The 24,506-nt window shown below is 70.1% G+C and carries 17 protein-coding genes; 5 read left to right on the top strand and 12 right to left on the bottom strand.

Features of this window, described 5'->3' with window-relative positions; all coding sequences use genetic code 11:
- Positions 1 to 36 precede the first annotated feature (36 nt).
- Positions 37 to 1,341 carry an arsenic transporter gene (locus JHW38_RS00780; protein ID WP_207524145.1) on the top strand — a complete coding sequence of 435 codons (1,305 nt, stop codon included), beginning with the start codon at positions 37 to 39 and terminating at the stop codon, positions 1,339 to 1,341.
- Between the two features lie 19 nt (positions 1,342 to 1,360).
- On the opposite strand, the gene JHW38_RS00785 is transcribed toward JHW38_RS00780, so the two are convergent.
- From JHW38_RS00785 to pgaA, 9 genes are all read right to left on the bottom strand, one after another.
- The gene (locus JHW38_RS00785; protein WP_207524146.1) at positions 1,361 to 2,023 is read right to left on the bottom strand and encodes a hypothetical protein; all 663 of its coding nucleotides are present in this window, start codon (positions 2,021 to 2,023) and stop codon (positions 1,361 to 1,363) included.
- 98 nt (positions 2,024 to 2,121) lie between these two features.
- Entirely contained in the window at positions 2,122 to 3,528 is a 1,407-nt protein-coding gene (locus tag JHW38_RS00790) for an MFS transporter (RefSeq protein ID WP_207524147.1), read from the bottom strand.
- Between the two features lie 26 nt (positions 3,529 to 3,554).
- Entirely contained in the window at positions 3,555 to 4,079 is a 525-nt protein-coding gene (locus JHW38_RS00795; RefSeq protein WP_207524148.1) for a DUF4442 domain-containing protein, read from the bottom strand.
- Positions 4,072 to 5,190: a phosphotransferase family protein gene (locus JHW38_RS00800; RefSeq protein WP_207524149.1), complete on the bottom strand. Its 1,119-nt coding sequence runs from the start codon at positions 5,188 to 5,190 to the stop codon at positions 4,072 to 4,074. The genes JHW38_RS00795 and JHW38_RS00800 overlap by 8 nt, the downstream gene beginning before the upstream one ends.
- 205 nt (positions 5,191 to 5,395) lie before the next feature.
- Positions 5,396 to 5,911: a hypothetical protein gene (locus JHW38_RS00805; protein WP_207524150.1), complete on the bottom strand. Its 516-nt coding sequence runs from the start codon at positions 5,909 to 5,911 to the stop codon at positions 5,396 to 5,398.
- 871 nt (positions 5,912 to 6,782) lie between these two features.
- Positions 6,783 to 8,111, bottom strand: coding sequence for a poly-beta-1,6-N-acetyl-D-glucosamine biosynthesis protein PgaD (gene pgaD / locus JHW38_RS00810; protein WP_207524151.1), 1,329 nt, complete (start codon positions 8,109 to 8,111; stop codon positions 6,783 to 6,785).
- Complete coding sequence (gene pgaC / locus JHW38_RS00815; protein WP_207524152.1) at positions 8,108 to 9,367, bottom strand: poly-beta-1,6-N-acetyl-D-glucosamine synthase; 1,260 nt, start codon at positions 9,365 to 9,367, stop codon at positions 8,108 to 8,110. Before pgaC ends, pgaD begins: the two co-directional genes overlap by 4 nt.
- 100 nt (positions 9,368 to 9,467) lie before the next feature.
- A complete protein-coding gene (gene pgaB / locus JHW38_RS00820; protein WP_207524153.1) occupies positions 9,468 to 11,426 on the bottom strand; it encodes a poly-beta-1,6-N-acetyl-D-glucosamine N-deacetylase PgaB in 1,959 nt (652 codons plus the stop codon).
- 2 nt (positions 11,427 to 11,428) lie between these two features.
- On the bottom strand, positions 11,429 to 13,393 hold the full coding sequence (pgaA, locus tag JHW38_RS00825; RefSeq protein WP_207524154.1) for a poly-beta-1,6 N-acetyl-D-glucosamine export porin PgaA: 1,965 nt from the start codon (positions 13,391 to 13,393) through the stop codon (positions 11,429 to 11,431).
- A gap of 454 nt (positions 13,394 to 13,847) precedes the next feature.
- On the opposite strand from pgaA, the gene JHW38_RS00830 reads away from it, so the two are divergent.
- Both JHW38_RS00830 and JHW38_RS00835 read left to right on the top strand, forming a co-directional pair.
- Positions 13,848 to 17,273, top strand: coding sequence for a GH92 family glycosyl hydrolase (locus tag JHW38_RS00830; protein WP_207524155.1), 3,426 nt, complete (start codon positions 13,848 to 13,850; stop codon positions 17,271 to 17,273).
- 381 nt (positions 17,274 to 17,654) lie between these two features.
- Positions 17,655 to 19,982 carry a hypothetical protein gene (locus tag JHW38_RS00835; protein ID WP_207524156.1) on the top strand — a complete coding sequence of 776 codons (2,328 nt, stop codon included), beginning with the start codon at positions 17,655 to 17,657 and terminating at the stop codon, positions 19,980 to 19,982.
- A gap of 6 nt (positions 19,983 to 19,988) precedes the next feature.
- On the opposite strand, the gene JHW38_RS00840 is transcribed toward JHW38_RS00835, so the two are convergent.
- The 3 genes from JHW38_RS00840 to JHW38_RS00850 are packed head-to-tail and all read right to left on the bottom strand — an operon-like array spanning position 19,989 to position 22,393.
- Complete coding sequence (locus tag JHW38_RS00840) at positions 19,989 to 21,296, bottom strand: MFS transporter (protein WP_207524157.1); 1,308 nt, start codon at positions 21,294 to 21,296, stop codon at positions 19,989 to 19,991.
- Positions 21,297 to 21,320: 24 nt separating this feature from the next.
- The gene (locus JHW38_RS00845) at positions 21,321 to 22,004 is read right to left on the bottom strand and encodes an SAM-dependent methyltransferase (RefSeq protein ID WP_207524158.1); all 684 of its coding nucleotides are present in this window, start codon (positions 22,002 to 22,004) and stop codon (positions 21,321 to 21,323) included.
- A complete protein-coding gene (locus JHW38_RS00850) occupies positions 22,001 to 22,393 on the bottom strand; it encodes a hypothetical protein (protein WP_207524159.1) in 393 nt (130 codons plus the stop codon). Before JHW38_RS00850 ends, JHW38_RS00845 begins: the two co-directional genes overlap by 4 nt.
- 52 nt (positions 22,394 to 22,445) lie before the next feature.
- On the opposite strand from JHW38_RS00850, the gene JHW38_RS00855 reads away from it, so the two are divergent.
- Positions 22,446 to 23,666: a glycosyltransferase family 2 protein gene (locus tag JHW38_RS00855; protein ID WP_207524160.1), complete on the top strand. Its 1,221-nt coding sequence runs from the start codon at positions 22,446 to 22,448 to the stop codon at positions 23,664 to 23,666.
- Positions 23,667 to 23,674: 8 nt separating this feature from the next.
- Positions 23,675 to 24,364, top strand: coding sequence for a polysaccharide deacetylase family protein (locus JHW38_RS00860; RefSeq protein WP_207524161.1), 690 nt, complete (start codon positions 23,675 to 23,677; stop codon positions 24,362 to 24,364).
- Positions 24,365 to 24,506 lie beyond the last annotated feature (142 nt).

Below are 24,506 nucleotides of genomic sequence, written 5' to 3' on the forward strand. Positions count from 1 at the left end.
TCTCCCGATCTTCGCCGCCATCTGCCCGAGCGCCGCATGCTTGCCTTCGCCATTTTCGTCGTCACCCTGGTTTTCGTCGTCTGGCAGCCGCGCGGGCTGGGCATCGGCTGGTCGGCGCTGGCCGGCGCGGCGGTGGCGCTGGCCACCGGCGTGGTGGGCTGGCACGACGTCGGCACGGTCTGGGCCCTGGTCTGGGATGCGACGTTCACCTTCGTCGCCTTGATCGTGATTTCGCTGATCCTGGACGAGGCCGGTTTCTTCGCCTGGGCCGCGTTGCACGTCGCGCGCTGGGGCGGCGGCGACGGGCGCCGGCTGTTTCCGTTGATCGTCCTGCTCGGCGCGGCGGTCGCCGCGGTGTTCGCCAACGACGGCGCGGCGCTGCTGCTGACGCCGATCGTGCTGGCGATCGTGCTGCGGTTGAACGTCGCCCCGGCCACGGCGATGGCGTTCACGGTCGCCTGCGGTTTCATCGCCGACACCGCCAGCCTGCCGCTGGTGGTGTCGAACCTGGTCAACATCGTCAGCGCGCAGTTCTTCGCGGTGCCGTTCGACCGCTATGCGGCGGTGATGGTGCCGGTCAATCTGGTTTCGGTCGGCGCTACGTTGCTGGTGCTGTGGGGCTGGTTCCGGCGCGATATCGACGTGCGTTACTCGCTGCAGGCGTTGCAGGCGCCGGGCGAGGCGATCCGCGACGCGGCGGTGTTCCGCGCCGCGTTTCCGCTGTTGGGCGGTTTGTTGCTGGCTTACTTCGCGACCGGCCCGCTCGGCGTTCCCATCGCGGCGGTGACGGGAGCGGCGGCGTTGCTGCTGGTCGCCATCGCCGGCCGCTGGACGCGCGGCGGCCGCGGCGCGCGGATCGCGGTGGGGCGGGTGCTGCGCGGCGCGCCGTGGCAGATCGTGCTGTTTTCGCTGGGGATGTACCTGGTCGTCTACGGCCTGGGCCATGCGTGGCTGACCGGCGCGGCGAGCGCGCTGCTGACGTGGCTGGCGGCGCAGGGCACGCTGGCGGCGACGGTCGGCACCGGCTTCGCGGTGGCGGCGCTGGCCTCGGTGATGAACAACATGCCGGCCACGCTGGTGGGCGCGCTGGCCATCGACGCGGCGCAGGCGCCGGCGCTGACGCGCGAGCTGATGGTCTACGCCAATGTGGTCGGCAACGACCTGGGGCCCAAGTTCACCCCGATCGGTTCGCTGGCGACGCTGCTGTGGCTGCACGTGCTGGCCGGCAAGGGCCAGCGCATCGGCTGGGGCGCCTACATGAAGGTGGGGCTGGCGCTGACCCCGCCGGTGCTGCTGGCGGCGTTGCTGGCGCTGTGGGTCTGGCTGCCGTTGCTGCGCTGAGGCCCGGCCAGCGCCGCGCTCAGGGTTTGAAGACGGGCTCGGTGCGGACGTACGACGTCCAGACATCGGCGCCGAGTTCTTCGGTCAGCCGCGCGATCAAGGCTTGCGCGCTTTCGCGCAGCGCCCGCACCTGCTGGACCAGCGGTTCGCGCGGGACGCGGATCGCCAACTGCGCGTCGTCGTCGTCGGGGTCGCTTTCCAGGAAGTACACGGCGCCGTCTTGGGCGTGGATCTTCATGTCCCAGCCTTGCTCGACGTCGTAGAACACTTCGCCGCTGTCGGTTTCCGCCAGCGCCTTGAGCACGCGGTCGATCTCGGAGTAGCTGTCGTACCAGGGAAAGGACACGCTGGTCTGCCGGTCCGCGTTCCACAGCCACAGCCGCAACCAGAAGCAATGGCGGATGGAATTGAACGGGCGGCCGTGTTCGCGGGCGAGACGCACGATCTGCCGGTAGTAGTCCGCCAGTTCGCGTTCGTGCCCGAGCGCTTCGGCGGCGGTGACGACGGTTGCGTGGGCCACGGGAATGCGCGGCGCGGACAGCGGCACGGTCAACCGTTCCAGGTCGTTGGGGTCGGCCGGGTGGTCGGGGCCGTAGTAGAAGCGGTCGTGGATCAGGAAGCACAGGTTCGCTTGCAGCGAGGGCAGGTCCTGGGTGTGCGGGAGCCAGTCGGGCGTGGGCATGGGCGGCAGGATCGGATGGGGTGGGCGTTGCGCGGACATCGGGCGATGCGGACGACGTCGAGTGTCGGCGATCGCGTCCGATGCGCGCAATCCGGTGGCTAGCGGCCTCCGCGTTTGCCGGACGCCGCCGCGCCGCTGTCGCGGAGGCAGGCGCGCGACAGGACGATTGAGAGCGACAGCGCCGCGATCGAGACATAGCAGACGATGCGCAATCCGCTGTCGATGCCGCCTGCGCTCAGCAACAGCCCGCACAAGGCCACGCCCAAGGCGGCGCCGGTTTGCCGCACCGCGTTGAGCACCGCCGCGGCGGTGCCGGACTGCGAGCGGTCGACGCTGGCGAGCACCAGGGTGGTGGTGGCGGGCATCGCCACGCCCATACCGGCGGGAATGGCGACGAATGCGGGCAGTATCCACAGATACGCGCCGTCGGGCGGCAGCCTGCTCAACCAGACGAAGCCGAGCGCGCAGAGCGACAGGCCGGCGAGGATCGCGAAGCGGAAGCCGCGCTGCGCGAGCACGCGGCCGCTGGCGAGGTTGGCGGCGATGAAGGCGGCGGCGAGCGGGACGTAGGCGAGGCCGGCCTGCAACGGGGTGTAGCCGGCGGACTGTTGCAGGTACAGGCTCATGGCGAAGATCAGGCCGTAGTAGGACAGGCTGATGGCGATGGCGGACGCCAGGGCGACGCTGAAGTTCGGCGCGCCGAACAGGCGCAGCGGCAGCATCGGTTGCGCGCTGCGCGATTCCACGGCGAGGAAGGCGAGGCCGCAGACGGCGGCGAGGGCGAAGCCGGCGAGCACGAGCGGGTGATCCAGGCCCAGCCGCGGCGTTTCGATGATCGCGCCGATCAGGCCCAGCAGCGCGAGGACGGCCAGGGTTTGCCCGGCGAGGTCGAGGCGCTGGTTCGGTTTGCGCGGGGTTTCGCTCAGGCGCCACGCGAGCGCGATGCCGAGCGCGCAAATCGGCAGATTGACGAGGAAGATGCTGCGCCAGCCCAGCGTTTGCAGCAGCGCGCCGCCGGCGAGCGAGCCGGTGGCGGCGGCGAGCGCGCCGGACGCGGTCCACAGCGCCATCGCGCGCGCGCGCCGCGGCGGGTCGTCGGCGTAGGCGTGGTTCAGCAGGGCCAGCGAGGCGGGGACCATCGGTGCGGCGAACAGGCCTTGCACGGCGCGCGCGGCGATCAGTTGGGCGACGGTTTGCGCGGCGCCGCAGGCGGCCGATGCGATGAGGAAACCGCCGAGGCCGATCAGGAAGCTGCGTCGCGCGCCGATGCGGTCGATCCACGCGCCGGCCGAGAGCAGCAAGGACGCGAACAGCAAAGTGTAGGCGTCGACCACCCATTGCAGGCCGGCGAGGTCGCTGCCCAGGCGCGTCGCCAGTTCGGGCAGGGCGACGTTGACGATGGTGACGTCGAGTTGCACGACCATGAAGCCGAAGCAGGCGGCGAGCAGGACGGGGCTGCTCGCGGCGGCGCTCGATGCTGCGGAGGTTTGCGGGTGGGCCGACATCGGCTGCCTTCGGTCAGGGAGTGTGGTCATGCGGGCTCGCCGCGCGGCGCGCTCGACCACGCCACCTCCACGTGCCCGCGCACCGGCGCCTTGCCGGTGGCGTCGACGGCTTTCATCGCGATGCGCAGGCGGCCGTGCGCGGCGGCGCGGATCGCGGCCATCTGTTCGGCGTCGAGGCTGGCTTGTGCGCAGACGTGGCCTTGCAGCGGTTTGCGGAAGTCGGCGCTGACGCTTTTGGCGACGAGGTGGGCGCCGCGCGCGGTGTGTTGCGCGGCGACCAGCGCGGCGGCGTATTCGCCGGCCAGCGCCGCGGCCATCGGGTGCACGGCGCCGGCGCGGTTGCGCAGGCGGGCGTGGTCGGCGACCAGGATCGAGACGCGGCCCGGGTCGATGTGCACGATGCGCAGGCCGTGGGTGCGGAAGTAGCGGCTCTGCCGCGCCAGCGCCCACGACACGATGCGGTAGCGCCAGGGCTCGGGCAGGCGCGACAGGCGCTGCAAGGCGCGGGGCAGGTCGCTGAGGATGCGCTGGTGCCAGGACGGGCTAGCCACGCGCGATCAGCCTGCGCTGTTTCCAGTCGAGGTACCGGATCAGCGTCCAGATGCCGCGGAAGAACGCGCGTTCGTCGCCGCCTTCGAGCGCGTGGCGCAGGTGCAGTTCCTGCAAGGCCAGCAGGTAGCGGAACAGGCCGAAGGCTTGGTAGAACGGCCAGTCGCGGTCGCTGTCGCCGCTGGCGTCGAAGTAACGCTGCACGAGTTGGTCGCGGCTGAGCATGCCGGGCAGGTGCGAGGGCTGCCATTGGTAGCGGCGCATCAGCGCGCTGTCGCCGGGTTCGACCCAGTACGACAGCAGCACGCCGAGGTCCATCAGCGGGTCGCCGAGGTCGGCGAATTCCCAGTCGAGCACGGCGCGGATGCGCGCGGGTTCGGCGGGGTCGAAGACCAGGTTGTCGAGCCGCCAGTCGTTGTGCAGCAGGCGGCTGCGTTGTTGCGCGGGGACGCGGTCGAGCAGCCATTGGCCGAGCGGGCGCAGGTCGGGGATGTGCCAGCGCTTGAGCCGGGTGTGGCGGATCAGCCAGTGGGTCAGCAATCGGCGCAGGCGGTGCGCGGACGGCGCGGCGAGCGCGCTGTCGCTGAGGCCGAGCGCGCGCGGGTCGATGCGGTGCAGGTCGATCATGCGGGCGACGACGTTTTCGCACAGCTGGCGCGCGTCGTCGGCCGGCAAGGCGGCGGCCGCGAAGCAGCGCCGGCGCGGGACGATGCCGGCGACGTAGCGCATGACGTAGAACGGCGCCGCGGCGATGCGCGCGTCGGCGCACAGGCGCAGGGTGTCGGGCACGGGGAAGTGCGGGCGCAGCGCGGTTTGCAGGGCGAACTCGCGGCGCAGGCGTTGCAGGCCGCCGCTGGTTTGGCGCGGGCGGCGCAGGATGAGGTCGTGGTCGGCGTAGCGCAGGCGCCAGGTCAGGTGCGACAGGCCGCCGGCGCAGCGTTGCACGTCGGGGTTTCCGCGCACGTCGAGGTCTTGCGCGCGCAGCCATGCGGTGATCGCGCGGATCGGGACGGGCGGGTCCGTGGCCGCTGCGTCGCGCGCTTGCGATGCCGCGTCGGCGCCGTCGTTGCTGTCGCCGCACAGGGACGGATGGGGGTGGAGGACGACGGCCATGTCGAACCACTCGGTCGGATCGCGGCGAACTGGAACAAAAGCGTCGGGGCGGAAGGTTCTCGTGCGAGAACGCGATCCGGCCAAGCCATTGCGGTTGCGAAACACCGTAGCGTCTGGATTTCGCGGCCGTCGTGATTGCGCTCACAACGGCTCGGTTCCTCACGCCTGCTCACCGTGCGTGCTGGAATAAGCGGAAATCGCAGGGTTATTCAGCTTGCCGATGCGGTCGCTGCGCGCGGCGGGCGGGTGCGACGAACGCGGGCGAGCGCTCTTGGATGCCGCGGAAGTAGGCGTAGTGGCGCATCGCATGCGGGTGGCCGAGCGGAGGCGCTGCGGCCATCGCCGGCCACTGTTGGTCGAAGCCGATCTTGCGCAGCAGTCGCGCGTATTCCTTGAACTCGCGCGGTGTGTAGCCGGTGGCCAGCATCGCTGCGACGCGGCGGCGGATGCGGGTCTTCAGGGGTTCCGGCAGGTCGGCGCGGCGCAGGGCGCGCGCGGTTCGGCTCTTGAGGATGAGGCCGAACGGGAAGCTTTGGTCTTGTTCGATGAATTCGACGCCGATCATGGCGCAGGCCGGGTCGCCGGTGGCGATGCCTTCGATGACCGGGTGCATGATCGGGGAGATCCAGGTGCCGCGCGCATCGCTGTGCGTCAGCGGCTCGAGCGCGCGTGGCGTGTCCAGGCCCAGCGCGGCGCAGTAGCGCCGGTAGCGCGCCTGCACGGCCGTTACGCTCAGTCGCCTTCGCCGTTGTAGTCGCGGACCAGCACGTTCGGGGTTCTGTCGAGGTTTTGGACTGGCGATCCTAGCCGATCGCCGCGCCGCGGCCGTTCCCGTTTGTCAGGCGACGGGCTGCGTCCAGGCAGGGCGCTGAAGTCTCTGGATTCCCGCGTTCGCGGGAATGACGGTTGGGAGAGACGTAGGGAAACCCACCTATGGTGGGGAGATGCGCGGCGGAACCCACCTATCGTCGTTCCCGCGAAGGCGGGAACCCAGGGCTTCATCCAGGCAGCGCGCTGAAGTCTCTGGATTCCCGCGTTCGCGGGAATGACGGTTGATAGAGACGCGGGGGAAACCTACCTATCGTCGTTCCCGCGAAGGCGGGAACCCAGGGCTTTATCCAGGCAGTACGCTGAAGTCTCTGGATCCCCGCGTTCGCGGGGATGACGGTTGGGAGGGATGCGACGGAACCCACCTATCGTCGTTCCCGCGAAGGCGGGAACCCAGGGCTTTATCCAGACAGCGCGCTGAAGTCTTTGGATGTTCGGCTGCGCCGAAGTAAAGCGGAGCCCGCGTTCGCGGGAATGACGGTTGATAGAGACGCGGGGGAAACCTACCTATCGTCGTTCCCGCGAACGCGGGAACCCAGGGCTTTATCCAGGCAGTACGCTGAAGTCTCTGGATGTTCGGCTGCGCCGAAGTAAAGCGGAGCCCGCGTTCGCGGGAATGACGGTTGGGAGATGCTCGGCGAAACTCACCTATCGTCGTTCCCGCGAAAGCGGGAACCCAGGGCTTCATCCAGGCAGCGCGCTGAAGTCTCTGGATCCCCACACAATCGCAAACGATGCGGCGTTCCAGCCCATCGCGCGACAGCTCAATCGCGCGGCTTGAACTCCACCGGCACGATCACCACCGCCGCCACCGCCTTGCCTTCGCGCAGCGCCGGCGAGAACTTCCAGCGCCGCACGGTGCTGACCGCGGCGCGGTCGAGCGCGCGGTAGCCGCTGCGGCGGCTGACTTCGACCTTGGTCGGTTCGCCTTGCGCGGACACTTGCACGCGCAGCGTCACCAGGCCGCCTTCGGATTGGCGCAGCGCGTCCAGCGGATACGCGGGCTTGGGGCTGAAGCCGGGTAGCGGGCGCGGTTTGGCGCTGGCGGCCGCGGCGGCGGCCTTGCGCTTGGCCTGCGCTTGCGCTTCGCGGCGCGCCTTGGCTTCGCGCGCGAGCGTGGCGGCGCTGGGCGCGGCGGCGGGCTTGGCGGCTGCAGCATCGTTCGCCGGCGTGGCGGGTGTTGCGCCGTCGGGGCCGATGAAGCCCATGCCCTCGCCATGCGCCGGCAGGCCCGGGCGGTCCATGCCGGGCGCGCCTTCCAGGCTTTGCACCGGCGAGGAGCTTTCGATCTGGCGGTAGCCGTGCGAGACCATGATGAGCACGCCGATCACCAGCGCGATCGCCGCCAGCGCCACCGCCAGCAGCCAGCGGTTGTTCGGCGCGGCGGCGCTGCGGGTGAAGCGCGGTTTCGGCGGCAGCGGCGGGAACGGGTGTTGCGCGGGCGGGCTCGGCGTCACCGCGGTGACCGACAGCGGTACGGCGTGGTTGGGGTCCATGTGCAGCACGCTGACCCGGCCGGCGTTGAGCGCTTGCGCGACTTCGGCGCTGGCGCCGAGGCTTTGCGCCACTTCGTCCAGCGATACGTCGGGCAGGCGGCTGCGGCGTTCGGCGTCGCGGCCGGCGAAGCGCCAGCGGTTGTACTCGGCCCAGATCAGCAGCGCGGCGACCACGGCGGCGGCGGTCGCGGGCAGGGCCAGCATCAGGAACGGGTCGACTTCGTGGGTGCGCAGGTACAGTTCCGAGGCGACCGTGCGCAGGCCCAGCAGCCACAGCACCAGGGTCAGCACCGGCGTCCACAGGTACAGATAGGCCAGCCAGAACGCGCCGGTGACCGCGCCCCACAAGGTCCGCGGCAGCGGGTGTTGCGAGCCGGGTTTCTGGATCAGGCGCGAGTCGTGCTTGTGCGGGTTGGACTTGCGCGCCGGCGGCGCGCTCTTGGCTGACGCGTTCGCGGACGACGGCGCGCCCGGCGCGCGCGGCGGCGCGGCGGTGCTGTGGCTGGGGCGGCTGAAGCCGTCGGCGGCGCGGCCGGTGGCGGCGCCGCGCACGGGCGCGGTCGGCTCGTCGGGCGGGCGTTGCTCGTTGCTGCTCATCGCAACCCCCGATCCGGGCTGACCCAGGTCGCGCGGGTGCCGCGGCGCTTCATCAGCGCCTTGGGCACCGCGGTGACGGTGGTGAAGAAACTCAGCAGCCAATAGGCCATCGGGTACCAGATCATCCAGTAGTAGTTGCGGCCGACGCCGGTTTCGTAGCGGCGGTCGATGATGATGCTGGCGGCGAACTGCAGCAGGCAGATCAGCGCCAGGATGACGCCGTGCCACGACGGCAGCAGGGTGGTCACGCGCAGTTGCGGCGGCAGTTCGACGAACAGGCCGACCGCCCACAACAAAATGATGAAGGCCATGATGTAGGCCCAGGTCACGCTGGCCACGTATTCGGCCATGACCGCCCACATCCGCCGCTTGCGCCACGAGAACAGGTCGCGGCTGTGGCGCATCAGCACTTCCACGCCGCCCTGGGCCCAGCGCAGGCGCTGTTTCCACAGGCCCTTGAGGGTTTCCGGCATCAGGATGAAGCACATCGCGTTGGGTTCGTAGCGGATGTCCCAGTGGTCCATCTGCAGACGCCAGCTGATGTCGATGTCTTCGGTGACCATGCTGTCGGACCAGTAGCCGATCCGGTGCAGGGCGCTGCGCCTGAAGGCGCAGATGACGCCGGAGACGGTGAAGATGCGGCCGTACACGCGCTGGGCGCGCTTGATCATGCCGATGATCGAGGAGAACTCGCCGACCTGCAGACGGCCGAGCAAGGTCGAGCGGTTGCGGATGCGCGGGTTGCCGGTGACCGCGCCGACGCGCACGCCCGAGCACAGGTGCCAGACCATCCAGTGGGTGGCGTACTCGTCGAGCAGCGCATCGCCGTCGATGCACACCAGGTATTCCGAACGCGCCGCCAGCGCGCCCATGCGCATGGCGTTGGCCTTGCCGAGGTTGCGGTCCAGATGCACCACGCGCAGGCGCGGGTGGATCGCGGCGAGGCGGTTGAGCTGCTCGCCGGTGTCGTCGCGGCTGCCGTCGTTGATCGCGATGACTTCGAAGTCCGGGTAACGCTGGGCCAGCGCGGCGCCGATGGTTTCGTGGACGTGGTCGCCTTCGTTGTGGCAGGGGATCAGGATGCTGACGAACGGCGGCGCGTCCAGCGGCGGCGGGTCGGTGCGGCCGCGCGCGCTGCGTTCGCGGCGGAAGTAGTAGTACAAACCGCCCGCGATCCAGAAGAACGACATCACGATCGGGTAGTAGAACGCGAACTGGAACAGCGCGGTCAGCCAGGGGCTGGCAGTGGTGCTCATGCGGCGGAACTCCTTGGGCGGCGGCCGATCCTGGCCGCGCGCCCGCTGGTGGTCGATGCGTCGGCGCGCTCCGATGCGGGCGCGGTGCGGCGTTCGAGGGTTATTTCTCGATGTACGGGAAGCCGCGCGCGGACATGATTTCGCGCGCGTCGGCGGTGGAGGGGCGGTCTTCGATGAAGTCGTCCGGGTACCAGGCCAGATGGCGCGCGCCGTCGGCCTGCAGGCGCCGCGCCATGCGCTTGAGCTGGTCGGCCGGGATCGGCTTGCTCTTGTCGCGCCAGTCGACGGTCTGCAGTTCGAAGATGGTGCGCGCCAAGCCGCGCGGCGAGGCTTTCACCCGCTCGACCAACTGGTCCATCCAGCGTTCCGGATGGCGGCTGTTCTCCATCCACGGCATCGCCATCACCGCGGTGTAGTCGTAGGCCTGGTTGAACGCGCTCAGGTCCTGGGCGAACCAGGCTTCGCTCTTGGGGTCGAGCACCGGGCCGGCGAACAGGTTGCGCACGGTGATGAGCTTCGGCCGCCACTTGCCGGCGGCGCGGGTCAGTTCGTGGGTGAAGTCGATCAGCGCCTGGGTGCGCGCGGCCGGCGCGTCGGGCGCGATGCCGCGCAGTTCGTCGTCGCGCAGCAGGGCGTCGTCGTGGAACAGCAGGCCTTCGGTGTAGCCGCTGACGGCGAGGTCTTCGTAGATCTGCGAGACGATCTCGCGCGTGCGCGGGTCGAACGGGTTGAGGCGGTGGGTTTCGGCCGGATTGGTCGACTTGATCGCGAGTTGCGCGTCCAGCGCCTTGTCCGGCAGTTCGTAGCCCAGCACCGGCAGCCACGCGAACACCTTGGCGCGGGCGCGGGTCTTGATCTGCCAGGCGACGCGGTTGAACAGGTCGGCGCGCATCGGCAGCTGGCGGTTCGGGAAGTACAGCGCGTCGGCCGAGCCGTTGCCGTCGGGGTCGGCGAAGGCCTGCAGGAACACGTGGGTCGGGCCGACCTGCTTGATCCGCTCGATCAGCTTGTCGAGGTTGCGGGCCTGCTGCGCCGGGTCTTGGTCGTAGACGTAGTCGAGGTCGACCTGCAGCGCGCGCACGCCGTCGAGTTCCTCGTCGTGGCGCAGTTCGTAGGTCAGGTCCTGGATGGTCGGGTTGTCGAACACCAGCAGGCGGGCGAGGCCGTGCAGGTCGCGGCCGATGGTCTGGTGGCGGCCTTCCAGGTCGAAGGTGACGGTCATTCCGAGCTTGTCGGCGATGTCGTTGGTCTGGCTGTTGTAGGCCGCGTACGGCCACACCACCGACTGCGGCGACACGCCGAGTTCGCGCTGGATCTTGTCGCGGCTGGCGGTGAGGTCGCGGCGCACGCGCTCCAGGTATTGCGCTTCGGTTTCGTAGCTTTGGGTCTTGCCGCTCCATTCGCGGGTGATCGCCGCCGGCATGGTGTTGCCCTGCGGGTTGGAGGTGACGCCGCGGTGCAGGTTGTCGCTGTGCGAGGCGATCTCGATCAGGCCGGAGGCCTGCATCTCGCGCAACTGGTCCCAGGTGACGAAGTCGTCGTGGGTGAACATGCGCGGGCCGTAGTCGACCTTCTGGTCCTGCGGCAGGTCGACCCAGGCGGTGACGACCGCCATCAGCGCCGGATACTTGTAGGCGCGCAGCAGCGGGAACACGTGGGTGTAGATGCTGCGCAGGCCGTCGTCGAAGGTCAGCAGCACCGCCTTTGGCGGCAGCTTGATTTCGCCGCGCGAGGCCTTGATGACGTCGCTCAGCGCGACCGGGCGGTAGCCGTGGCCGGACAGCCAGTCCAGGTGCGCGGCGAAGTTCTGGGTGCTGACCGCGTAGGCGTCGGGGTCGCCCTTGCGCGCGACGTCGTCGCGTACGTCGTGGTAGCTCAGCACCAGCAGCTGGTCGCCGCGGTTTTCGCGTTCGGCGGCTTGCGCGGCGCTGAGGTCTTTGTCTTCGTGGCCCTGCTGCGCCGGCGCGGGCGCGGCCTGCGCGGCCAGCGGCAGCGCCAGCAGCAATGCGGCGGCGGCGAAAGCGCGGCGCAGCGCGGCGTGGATGGATGCGTGCGACATGCTTATTGCTCTCCCCAGCGGAAGTTCAGGTCGAAGCCCAGGCGGTCTTCGCGGATGCCGTCGTAGACCGGGCGCGACCAGTTCACGCCGTAGTTCAGCACTCGGCCGGTGCCGAAGCGCCATTCGTGTTCGTAGCGCACTTGCGGGACCCAGTGGCTGCCGAAGTTCTCTTGCCAGTACGGCCCGGCCTGCACGGTCAGGCGTTGGCGGAAGTGGCGCTCGTAGCGGCGCCAGGCCAAATGGTCGATGCGCAGGCCGAGGTTCAGCGAGCCGTCGCGGCTGGGATTGAAGTAGGGAATGTCCGGGCCGGTGCGGCTGGCGCGGCTGGTGAACACATCGGCCAGGCCGTCGATCAGCAGGTGCGGACGCGTGTACAGGCGCTGCGCGCCGCTGAGGCCGAACGCGGTGCGGGTGTTGTCGTCGCTGTAGCGCAGTTGCTGCGCGGTCGCGGCCAGCGAGCTGCGTTCGCTCGGGGTCCAGCGCAGGCCCAGGCTCGCCGCGTCGGCGTGGATGCCGGAGCGGCGCGCCTGCAGCGAGGCTTCCGGCGTGGTGGTGTACCACGAGGCGGTGCCGTAGAGGACGTCGCTGAAACGCCAGCCGGCGTCGAGGTAGTAGCCGGTGCGGTCGCCGCTGGGGAGCCAGCGGTCGTTGGCGCGGTCGACGCCGAAGCCGAGGGTCAGGCGGTCGTAGGCGTACAGCGCGCCGACGCCGGCGCGGCGGTCGTGCACTCGGTCCTTGCTGCCGTCGCCGTTTTTATAGTCGGCCCAGGCGTCCTGCGCATGCGCGGTCAGGCGCCAGCGATCGCCGATCAGCGGGCTGGCGACTTCGACTTTATGGGTCGCGTCGCGCGAACCCAGCGGCGAGGCGGTGGCGCCGCGGTCGCCGTCGGAATCGCTGCGGCCGAATGCGGTGGAGACCTGCCATTGCCAGCCCAGGCGGCTGTCCCAGGAGCGCGCCATTTGTTCGACCTGGACGTCGCGCGCGCGGTTCTGCAGCAGTTCGTCGTGGATCGGGCGGGCCAGGTCGACGCGGTTGTGTTCGAGCAGGCCGCCGACCTGGCCGACGCGCGCGGACACGTTGGTCGGCTCCATCGTCTGCGCCATGCGGAAGCGTTCCAGCGCGCGGTCGGTCCAGCCGCGCTTTTGGTACAGCACGCCGAGGTCGGATTGCAGGCCCGGGTTGTTCGGGCCGATCCGCGCCATCTGCTCCAGGCGCTGTTGCGCGCCGACGGTGTCCTCGCCGTACAGGCGGATCATCGCCTGCTGGCTGTCGGCGTCGTAATAGCGCTGATTCTGAAAGCTTTCCTTGGCGCCGGGCACGCGCACGAACGGCGGCTGCGACTGCTTGATCTTTTCCAACTGCTTGTCGGCGTCTTCGAAGCGCTCGCTTTCGGAGTAGGCGTAGGCCAGCTGCAATTGCGAGTCCTGGTCTTCCGGCCACTGCTGGGTCACTTTCTCCAGCACCGTGGCGGCTTCTTCCGGATGCTTGGCCGCGAGCAGCGACTGGCCGACCTTGGCCAGCGCGTACATCGGGATCTCGACGTTCTGCGCCTGCAGCGCGCGGTAGCGCTCGACCACTTCGGCGTGGCGCTCGAGGTGGTTCAGCATGATCAGTTCGTCGAAACGCGTGCGCAGGTCGGCCTGCTGCTGCTCCGGCGTTTGGGTAGCGCGGCGTTGCGCCAGCAGTTCGCGCGCCTGGCGCATCTCGTCGAGGCGCTGGGCCTCGCTCTGCGGATAGGTCGCGCCCCACAGCACCCGGCGGGCGAAATGGTTGGCGTCGAAGCGCTGGCGCTCGTCGGCGCTGAACAGTTCCGGCCGGGCCTGGGCCAGGGTCCAGGCGCGTTCGGCGCCGCCGAGGTCGGCCAGGGTCAGCACCTGCAGGCGGTACAGCCGATCGTCGCCGGGGCGGGCGGCCTGGGCGGCTTCGATCCGCGCGAGCGCGGGCAGCCACTGCCGTTGTTCGCGCAAACGCTCGATCTCCGGGAGGGGATCGGCGGGAACCGGGCTCGGATTTTGACGCGGTGCGGCAAAAACTGACGTTGTGGGGCAGGTTGCGATCACCGCCGCGAGAGCGGCGGCGAGGGCCAGGGGACGCTGTGTGGGCATGGGTACCGGTTTCCGTGGGGGCCGGGGGGTACTTCTGGAGCAGATGAAAGTGTGAAAAAAGTCACACTTTGCGGTATGGACGCAAAAGCTATGCCAAGGGCGTGTGAGCGTTTATCAATTGTCGTAATTCAAGCCCTTGTTTTAATTGTATTTTTGGCTTGTGAAGAAGGGGTGGACCGTGCTGCGTCGCGGTTTGACATCGTGCTTTTAGATCGATTCAAATCGAGTCGAAACGGAAAGGACGGCGCCGGACGGGCGCGTCCGGGGGCGGTGTACGGCACAACCGTGCGCCGCGGATGCAGGCAAGGGAGCAGATATGTCGGTATACCGAGGTGGCCGCCGCGCGGGCGCGAAGGCGACGGCGCTGGCCGTGGCGTTGATCGCCGCGCTGGGCGCGCAGGCGCAGGCCAAGAACCGCGCGTTCTGGAGTTCGTTCGAGCCGGCCGACCCGGCCGCGACGCCCGCCGCCGACGCAGTTCCGCGCCTGAGCCCGGCCGGCGGCCCGCCGGCCGCGGCGGCGCTGACCGCCAAAGCCGAGGCCGGTTTCACCGGCTTGCACTCGCTGCGCTTCGACGGGCGCGGCGGCGGCGAGCAGCGCGCGCAGGTGTTCGAGGTCGACGTGGCGGTGGCCAAGGACAGCGAGCTGTCGTACCGGCTGTTTCCGCTGTCGGCGCGTCAGATCGACCCCAAGGCGGGACAGCTCGACGACCTGCGCTACGCCTCGACCTTCGTCGCCCTCGACCTGGAGTTCGACGACGGCACCCGCCTGTCGCAGCTCAAGCCCGCCGACGGTTACGGCTTCGCCCTGACCGCGCACGGCCAGGGCGATGCGCGGCTGCTGTACCCGGATCAGTGGAACGCGGTCGGCAGCCGCATCGGCGAGGTCGCCGCGGGCAAGCGCGTGCGCAAGATCGTGCTGGTCCACGATGGCGCGGCGGGCGCGGCTTATGCCGGTTATCTCGACGACGTGCGCATCGCGCCGGCGCCGCGGCGCAAGGACAAGGAACTCGACAAGCTCGCCGCGCAGCATCCGGCCGATTTCGTCGACACCCGCCGCGGCAGCAATTCCAACGCGCGCTTCTCGCGCGGCAACAACTTCCCGGCGGTGGCGCTGCCGCACGGGTTCAATTTCTGGACGCCGACGACGAACGCCGGCTCGCATTGGATCTACCAGTACCAGGAGCGCAACGGCGAGGGCAACCGGCCGCGCCTGGAAGCGCTGGCGCTGTCGCACGAGCCGAGCCCGTGGATGGGCGACCGCCAGGCCTTCCACATCCTGCCGGCGCCGGGCGAGGGCGCGGTCGAGTTCGACCGCGGCAAGCGCGCGCTGAGCTTCGGCCACGATCAGGAGATCGCGCGCGCCGATTACTACCAGGTGCGCTTCGACAACGGCATGGTCGCCGAGATGACGCCGACCGACCACGCGGCGATGCTGCGCTTCACTTATCCCGAATCGCGCGGGCGCCTGCTGTTCGACCAGCGCGACGAGCACGGCGACATCGCGGTCGACACCCGCGACGGCGTGCTGAGCGGCTGGACCGAGAACAAGAGCAAGCTCTCCGCCGGCGCCGGGCGGCTGTATTTCTATGCGCGCTTCGACCGGCCGGTGATGCAGGGCGAGCGCTTGCAGCGTCAGGCCGGGCGCGACCGGGTCAGCGCGTGGTACGGCTTCGATTTCGGCGACGAGCGCGTGCGTCAGGTGACGATGCGCATCGCCACTTCGCTGATTTCGCTGGAACAGGCGCAGCGCAATCTGGACCTGGAAATCGCCGAGTCCGATACGTTCGACAGCGTGCGCGAACGCGCGCGCGCGGCCTGGGACGCGCAGTTGGGCATCGTCCAGGTCGAGGGCGCGCCCGAGCACGAGCGCACCACGCTGTACTCCAATCTCTATCGCTTGTTCCTGTATCCCAACAACGGCAGCGAGAACACCGGCAGCGCGCAGCAGCCGCGCTGGCAGTACGCCAGCCCGTTCGTCAAGGCCGAGCGCGACAGCGACGCGCAGCGCAGCGGCGCGCGCATCGCCGACGGGCAGGTCTACGTCAACAACGGTTTCTGGGACACCTACCGCACCGCGTGGCCGGCGTACGTGTTGCTGACGCCGACCCGCGCCGGCGAGATGATCGACGGCTTCGTCCAGCAGTACCGCGACGGCGGCTGGATCGCGCGCTGGTCGTCGCCGGGCTATGCCGACCTGATGGTCGGCACCAGTTCCGACGTGGCCTTCGCCGATGCCTGGCTCAAGGGCGTGCGCAATTTCGACGTGCGCGGGTTCTATCAGTCGGCGATCCGCAACGCGTCCAGCGCCAGCCCGATCGCCGGCGCCGGGCGCAAGGGCATCGAGCGGGCGATCTTCCGCGGCTACACCGACACCAGCACCGACGAGGGGCTGTCGTGGTCGATGGACGGCTACATCAGCGATTTCGCGATCGGCGCGCTGGCGACCGCGCTGTCGCGCGAGGCCGGCGCCGACGACCCGTACCGGGCGAACTATGCCGACGACGCGGCCTATTACCGCAACCGCGCGCTGGGCTACGTCAACCTGTTCCATCCGCGCCTGGGCTTCTTCGTCGGCCGCCACCGCGACGGCCGCTGGCGTTCCACCGAGACCGAGTTCGAGCCGACCCGCTGGGGCGGCGACTACACCGAGACCAACGCCTGGAACATGGCCTTCCACGCGCCGCAGGACGGCGCTGGGCTGGCCGCGCTGTACGGCGGGCGCACCGCGCTGGGCAACAAGCTCGACCTGTTCTTCACTACCCCGGGCACGTTCGAGACCGGCAGCTACGGCGGGGTGATCCACGAGATGCTGGAAGCGCGCGACGTGCGCATGGGCCAGTACGGCCACAGCAACCAGCCCTCGCACCACATTCCTTATATGTATGCGATGGCCGGGCAGCCGTGGCGGATCCAGGAGAAGGTGCGCGACATCATGGACCGGCTGTACGCCGGCAGCGAGATCGGCCAGGGCTATCCGGGCGACGAGGACAACGGCGAGATGTCGGCGTGGTGGCTGTTCAGCGCCGCCGGTTTCTATCCGCTGCGCATGGGTTCGCCCGAGTACGTGATCGGCGCGCCGCGCTTCGAGCGCATGAGCATCGCCCTGGAAGGCGGCAAGCGCCTGGAGATCCGCGCGCCGGGCGTCAGCGCGCGCAACCGTTACGTGCAGTCGCTGAAGATCGATGGCGAGCCGTGGGAGCGGTTGACCCTGCCGCATGCGCGGCTGGCGCAGGGCGCGCTGCTGGAGTTCAAGATGGGGCCGATTCCGTCGAACTGGGGCAGCGCGGCGGCCGCGCTGCCCGAATCGCTCGGCGCCGACGGCGAGGCGCCGGCGCCGCTGCGCGATCTGGCGCGGCGCGACAACGCGGCGGTGGCGGGTTTGAACGCCAAGCAGGTCGCGGCGCTGTTCGACGACGACGCGACCACCTCGGCGCGCTTGAACGCGCCGATGCCGCTGCTGAGCTGGAACTTCAAGACGCCGGCGACGGTGCGGATGTATACGCTGACTTCGTCCGACAAGGCCGGCGACGCCGCGGCCTGGGCGCTGCAAGGCTCCAACGACGGCCAGCAGTGGACCACGCTGGACGAGCGCGGCGGCGAGAACTTCCCGTGGCGGCGGCAGACCCGCGCGTTCGCGATCGCGGCGCCGGCAGCGTACTCGCGTTACCGGCTGCGGCTGGTGGGCGAGGGGGCGGGTGGGATCGAGCTGGCGGAGGTGGAGTTGTTGGGGGAGGCGAAGTAGGCGTCCTGATTGCGCGGTGGTTGTGGATTCGCGGTCGCGGCTCGCGCCGCTCCTACATGGGCTACCTGTAGGAGCGGCGCGAGCCGCGACCGCGAACTTGCGACCACCGACGCACCCCCTCTGGCCCCGCACACGTGACGCACCACGCGCTTTAACGCCAATCCGCAACGCCGGTCGCACCGCGTGCCCGCGCACGCTGCGAATCCTTCCCGTTTCATGCCCGTAGTGATGCCGCGCAGCCGCCGCGCGCCGCGCTAAGGTCGAAGCGCGCGAATCGTTCGCGCCGCGCGTTCGCGCGACGCCAGCAAGCCTAGCCCACACTGCCGGTGCCTCCGCGCACGCGCCGGCCCTGCGCGGATCCGTTCCGCAAACGAGGCTGACATGGACACGAAGGGACTCACACGGCCCGGGCCGCGGCGCTTCGCCGCGGCGCTGACGGCCGGGTTGCTGCTCGCTGCGCCGCTGGCGCAGGCGCAGAATTTCGAGACGTATTACGGACGCCCCGACTGGCGCGACTCCGGCGAGGACGTCAAATCCGTCAACCAATGTCCGGGCGGCGGCTCGGTCACCGTCGCGACCCGGCGCAACGGCAGTTCCGACCAGGTGCTGATCACGCGCATGGACGACAACGGCGTCAGCGACGGCGCCGCGCCGGGCACCTGGCAGCGCGCGTATTTGATCGCCGGGGCCAAGTTCTCCTCGGGCCTGGGCATCGTCGAGCTCAGCGAGCGGCGCGGCTTCGCCGTCACCGGCTCGGTGCGCGGCAGCAATGGCAGCTCGCGCATCTACGTCATGAATGTGGACTGCGCGGGCAACATGGTCTGGACCACGGTGCTGGAGAACGGCGATGGCAACACGCTCGCCACCGGCTACGACCTGATCCAGAGCGGAGCGCTGACCTCCTCGGCGAACGGCGACATCGTGGTCGTCGGCGACGAGATCCTGCTCGGCCAGGGCCGGACCTACGGTCGCATCGTGCGCCTGGGCCTGGGCGGCAACGTGATCTGGGACCAGCGCTACGACGGCCGCGAATGGCCGGTGCTGCAGTTCCGCGCGGTGACCGAGAACCTCGCCGCGACCGGCGCGTTCACCGACCTGGTCGTGGCCGGCGGCGCGTCCGCGACCAGCACGCGCAAGGCGCTGATGTTGCGCACCGACGCCAACGGCGCGCCGGTGTGCGCCACCACCCTCGGCGACGAGCGCGAGCATCGGGATTTCTTCGGCCTCACCGCCTTGCTGTCGCGCGGCTACAACGGCGACAGCGTGCTGGTCGGCGAGGCGCGCGGCCCGTCGGAAGGCGCGCTGCCGCGGCCGTACCTCGCGCGCTTCGGCCGCGGCAGTTGCGAGCCGAAGGCGCAGGCCGACTGGTATGAGCCCGACAAGGGCGGGTTCAGCGCGTTCGACGTGGTCGAAGCCCGCGACATCGACGGCAACGACGGCGCGCTCGCCGTCGCCGGCACCCTGTACGGCACGCGAGGCTTCAGCTTCGCCGCCAATCCGGCCGACCTGCGCCAGTACGCCGCCGGCCCGCTGGGCCGCCTGTACGGCGATCCGGTGCGCAAGAACGAAGCGATCTACGCGATCGACCGCAAGGGCGACCGTTTCGTGCTCGCCGGCTACACCGGCATCGATCGCGACGGTTCGGGCGATCCGCAGGACGTCTACTTCGTGCAGAGCGACCCGGTGCTCAAGACCGATTGCACGGAAGACTGGAAGCCTGAAGGCGTGGGCGTGGACCTGCCTTACAAGGAAACGCGGCCGGATCCCAAGCGCATCGACAAGTGGTCCGCGGCCAGCACCGAGTGGATCGCGGCCAGCGACTGGAAGTACGCCTGCGAGCGGGACCCGCCGAACGGCTGCCCGGGCGTGATCGACAACGGCACCGTCAGGCTCGGCGTGCACGCCGCCGGCTACCTCAACATCGAGTGCCCGGCGATCGGCATGTCGATGGGGCTCAACGGCACCACCCTGGTCGGCCTGCGCTTGATGTCGACCAACGGCGAGGCCTCGGCGCCCGGCGCGCCGTGCGAAGGCTGGGGCGTGGCCAACGCCGATTCGGCCGCGCCGATCACCGCGTACGCTTCGCGTTGCGGCAGCAGCGCCAACGTCGTCGCCGCGCCGCTGACCTTGCCGACGTCGGGGCCGATGGACCGGGCGACCTCGTCGGTCACCGTCGGCAGCACCTTCCGCGTCGTGCATCGCTTCACCCCGTCGACGACGCCGTTCCTGTATCGCGTCGACGTGGCGATCCAGAACATCGGCCGGACCACGGTGAAGGATCTGCGCTATACCCGCGGCATCGACTACGACGTGCCGCCGATGACCTTCTCGGAGTACATCACCCTGGCCGGCTCGTCGCCGCTGTTGGTGGGCTGGAACAACAACGGTTTCACCTCGCTGGATCCGCTGGCCGTGCATCCGACCACGGGCGCGATGACCGACAACGGGCCGGGCGATCTCGGTTCGCACATGGACTTCCGTCTGGGTTCGCTGGCGCCGGGCGCGACGCGCACGCTGGTGACCTATTACGGCGCGGCGCCGACCGAGAAGCAGGCGCTCAACGCGCTGGCGACGGTCGGAGCCGGGTTGTATTCGCTGGGCCAGCCGAACTACCTCAACGGCAGTCTGTGGACCGCGCCGATCGCGGGGCCGGACGGCCCGTTGCTCGGCATCCCGAATACGTTCATGTACGGCCTGCAAACCAAGTAAGACGCTTCAGTCGTCGGCCGCAAATGCGGCCGGCGACGCCGCGCCGTCGCGCGGGCGAGCAGCCCGCGCGACGGTCGCGCGCAGATGCAGATGCAAGGCGCCGATCAACGCGCAAGCGGTCAATGCGGCCGCCAGCGCCAGCGCCGTGGCGGACACGCCGCGGGTTTGCACCAGCCAGCCGGTGGCCAGCGCCGACAGCGGCATCGCGCCCATCGTCGCAGCCGAAAACCAGGTCATCTCGCGCCCCATCCGGCGCGGATCGGCGCTGCGCTGCAGCCACGACAGCGAGCGGATGCCGTAATGGTTGCTCGCCGCGGCGAGCAGGCCGAACGCCAGCACCGTCGCGGCCAGCGGCCACGCCGCCGCGCCCCAGCCGAGCAGGGCGTAGGCGAGGGCGGCCGCGAGCCAGCAGCCGGCGACGCCGTACAAGGTCCGCTCCATGCGTTCGGGCGGGCGCCGCGCGGCCAGCGCGGCGGCCAGCGACACGCCGACGAATTGCGCGGCATAGATCGCCAGATAACGCGGATCGTGGCGCTGCACCAGCAGCACCGGCAGCAGGATCTGCACCGGGCCGAATGCGAGCAGGGTGCTGGCGAGCAGGTAGAGGTAGTAGCTGCGCGCGATGGCGGGAGCCGTTGCGGCCGTTGCGTTCGTCGCCGCGGCGTCGTTCCCGGCAGGCTCGCGCCCGCGCGCCGGCCCGTACCGGCGCAGCGCCGCGATCAACGGCAGCGACGCGGCCACGCACAGCGCATCGACCGCGAACGCCGTGGCCAGCGCGTGCGGGCCGGACGAGGACAGGATCAGGCCGCCGGCCAGCATCGGCATCGCCATCGTCGCCACGCTGGAGGCAAGCGCGAACACCGCATTGGCCGGCGCCAGCAGGCCGCGCCGCAGGTACAGGCCGAAGCAGGCGCGGCCGGCCGGATACGCGACCGCCCAGACGATGCCGCCGACCAGCGCCAGCGCATAGATCAGCGGCAAGGTCATCGCGTCGAACCAGGTCGCCGCGGCCAGCGCGGCGTTGATCGCGACGTACAGCGCGCGGCACCACCACAGCAGCCGCGCCGGGTCGAAGCGGTCGAGCGCGCCGCGGAATCCGAACAGCAGGACCAGGCTCGGCAGCGCCTCGATCGCCGCGACCGCGCCGAGGTCGAGCGCGCGGCCGCTCAGGCGCATGACCAGGAACGGCAGCGCGATCAGGGTGAACGCGGCGCCGAAGGTGGTGATCAGATTGTCGAGCAGCAGCCACGCCGGCCGCGGGTCGCGCCGGCCGATCCGCAGCAGCCGCGCGGCCGTGCCGCGGCGCGCGCTCACGTCGGCTCGCTCAAGTCGGTTCGCTCAAGCCAGCGCCGGGCGGCGCAGGAAGAACAGTTCGCCCTGGCGCTCGACCTCGAAGCCGAACGCGGCGGCGATGGCTTCGAGCTTGCCGGCGTCCAGACGCCACACCGGCTCGACGTCGTCGACGCCGACATCCAGGGTCCATTGCATGCCCAGCCAATGGGTCAGCACGAAACCGCCGGGCTTGAGCAGCCGCGCCAGCGCGTCGAAGTACCGTTCCAGGTGCAGCTGGCAACAGGCGAAGCTGGCGAGGTTGTTGTCGAGCACGCAGTCGAAACCGGCGGCGGGAAAGCGTTCGGCGAAGTCGCGGCTGTGCTTGTTCAACAGGTGCACGCGGTAGTCGCGCAGGCCCAGCGACTGGGCGTGTTCGAATTCGCCGCGGGCGACGGTGACCGAGACCACCCGCGCGCGGCCGTCGAGCAGCCGCGCTACCGACGAGTTGCCGGTGCCCACGTGCAGCACGTCCAGGCCGTCGAGCGCGGCGCCTTGCAGCCAGCGGTTGATCGCGGCCTGGTCTTCGGTCGGCTCGCAGCCGGAGTAGTCCAGCAGCGGCCAGCTGGCGCGTTCGTCGGCGCCCTGGTGGGTGTCCACGTGCGGCTCGCGTCCGCAGTCGATGCGGTGGGCGCCGATGTCGAAGCGCGGTTCGAACGCGGGCGCGGCGGAGGCGGAAAATTTCGGATTCATGACGGCGGCTCGGGCACGGGACGGGCGCGTCGATTCTTCTCCCATGCGCGAACGCGTGTCGAGCGGCGATGCGCGCAAGCTTCGCGGAACTGCACGGCGCCGTCACAGATTAAATCGTGCGCAGCTTTCATTCTTCGTTGCGAAAGCGCGGCGATGCATCGCGCTCGCGCCGCGCGGACGGCGTCGGAAACCTCGAATCGGATCGGCCGCATACGCGGCGCCGCCCAGACGTTTTCTTCCGCGCCGGCCTTGGTCGGATCAGCGTTCCCCCGCAGTCGTTCGTCCGCTCCATCCGCAAGCTTCAGCACCAGGCGTGCGGGCACCGCATCGGCGGCGCCCGTATCGACGCGTCCGGTCTGCCAATCAGACCCTGCGAGCCCGCAGCGCATGCGCGAATCCGCGCGGCGCGGCCGTGCCCGCGTACGCCGGATGCGCCGCCTCATGCTCAATCAGTTCGGTTTCGACGAGTTCGTGTTCAGCCAGTTCGTGCTGACCGGCGTCGTCGGCTTCTCCACCCTGATCCTGCTGGCCTGCCTGATGTTCCTGATCGGCTGGGCCGCGTGGCGGCAGCTGCGCCGGCCGCCGCCGCGGGCGCTGGCGCGCTATCCGTTCGTGTCGATCCTGGTGCCGTTCTACAACGAGCCGGAAGACTCGCTGCTGAGCACGCTGGAGTCGATCGAACGCAACGACTATCCCGGGCCGGTGGAAGTGCTGCTGGTCGACGACGGCTCCACCAACGCGACCGCTGCGGCGGTCGCGCACTGGTTGGCGCAACCGCGCGGCAAACGCTATGCGCTGATCGCGCGCGCGCAAAACGGCGGCGCCAAGGGGCTGGCCCTGGACGCGGCGCTGCCGCAGCTGTCGCCGGATTCGGAAGTGGTCACGGTCATCGACAGCGACACGGTGATCCTGCCCGGCGCGCTGCGCAGCGCGGTCGAGGCGCTGTATTCCTCGCCGCGCCACGCCGCCGCCTGCGGGCTGATCGTGCCGGCCGGGCGCAACCAGTCGTGGCTGCACCGTCTGCAGTTCTACGAACACATCGGCGCGCTGGCGGCGATCCGCTACGTACAGAGCAAGCTCGGCTCGGTCAACGTGGTCGCCGGCGCGTTCTCGCTGCACCGCACCGACGTGATCCGCGAACTCGGCGGCTGGGGCGAGTGGCTGGTCGAGGACATCGCCTGGACCTGGCGCGCGCTCGCCCACGGCTATTCGATCGCCTACGCGCCGGACGCGGTCGCGTACACGATCTGCCCGACCACGCTCGGCGGTTTGTTCCGCCAGCGCCGGCGCTGGGCGCGCGGGCGCCTGGAATCGTTCCGCGTGGCCTGGCGCATCTCCTGGCCGCGGACCATGAAGATGCTGCCGTGGTGGCTGCTGTGGGCGCAGTCGGCGCTGGTGCCGACGCTGCTGCTGGCCGCGGCCGGCGGGCTGCTGTACCGCAACCATGCGTTGCTGGCGGTGGCGGCGCTGAATTGGCTGCTGATGGCCGCGCTGAACTTCGTCTCGGTGCTGCACGCGCGCGAGCGGCTGCAACTGGGGCCGCTGGATCTGCTGCTGGTGTCGGTCTACAACACCGTCATCGACGTGCTGCTGTTGCCGGCCAACCTGATCGGCCTGCTCGACGAACTGCGCGGCGGCCGCAAAAGCTGGATGACCCGCTGAGGGCGCGCATGGACTATCACGCCTTCCTCGCCCAGCGCCCGCGCGCCTACCTCGGCCGCGGCCTGCCGCGCCGGCGCGCGGTGGCCTTGAGTTTCGACGACGGCCCGGGGCAGGCGACGCCGGCGCTGTTGACCGCGCTGCGCGAACTCGACGTGGTCGCCACGTTCTTCTGCGTCGGGCGTTTGCTGCGCGCGACGCCGTGGCTGAGCGCGCGCATGCTCGCCGAGGGCCACGAACTGGCCAACCACTCGATGAGCCATGCCGACGCCAACGGCCTGGACGCCGACGCGCTGCTGCGCGAAGAAGTGGCGCCGGCCGCGGCCGAACTGCGCCGCGCCGGCGCCGACGCGTTGTCGGCGCAGCTGTTCCGTCCGGCGTTCGGCGAGATCCGCGCCGACCAGGTCGACTTGCTGGCGCAGCACGGCTACACCGTCGCCGGCTGGTCGATCGATCCTTGCGACTGGCTCGAACCCGACGCGCCCGGCCATGTCGATTGCGTCGCCGGCGCGGTGCTGGCGCAGGCCCATCCCGGCGCGATCGTGCTGTTGCACGACGGCGACGACGACCACGGCCGGGCGCGGCCGCGCATCGTCGAGATCGTGCGCGAACTGGTGCCGGCGCTGCGCGCGCAGGGGTATGGGTTCGTGCGGGTGGGGGATTTGTTGCGGGAGCGCGAAGGGGTGGGGGAGTCGGCGTAAGCGCGGTGTCGGTGCGATGGTTCGTCGTGGAGATGCCCGTGTGGTCCGGGTGTCGCCGGTGTATGCGGTGTCGCGGTCGCGGCTCGCGCCGCTCCTACATGAGCTACCTGTAGGAGCGGCGCGAGCCGCGACCGCGACACCT

This window comes from Lysobacter enzymogenes, assembly GCF_017355525.1.
Taxonomy (GTDB): Bacteria; Pseudomonadota; Gammaproteobacteria; order Xanthomonadales; family Xanthomonadaceae; genus Lysobacter; species Lysobacter enzymogenes_C.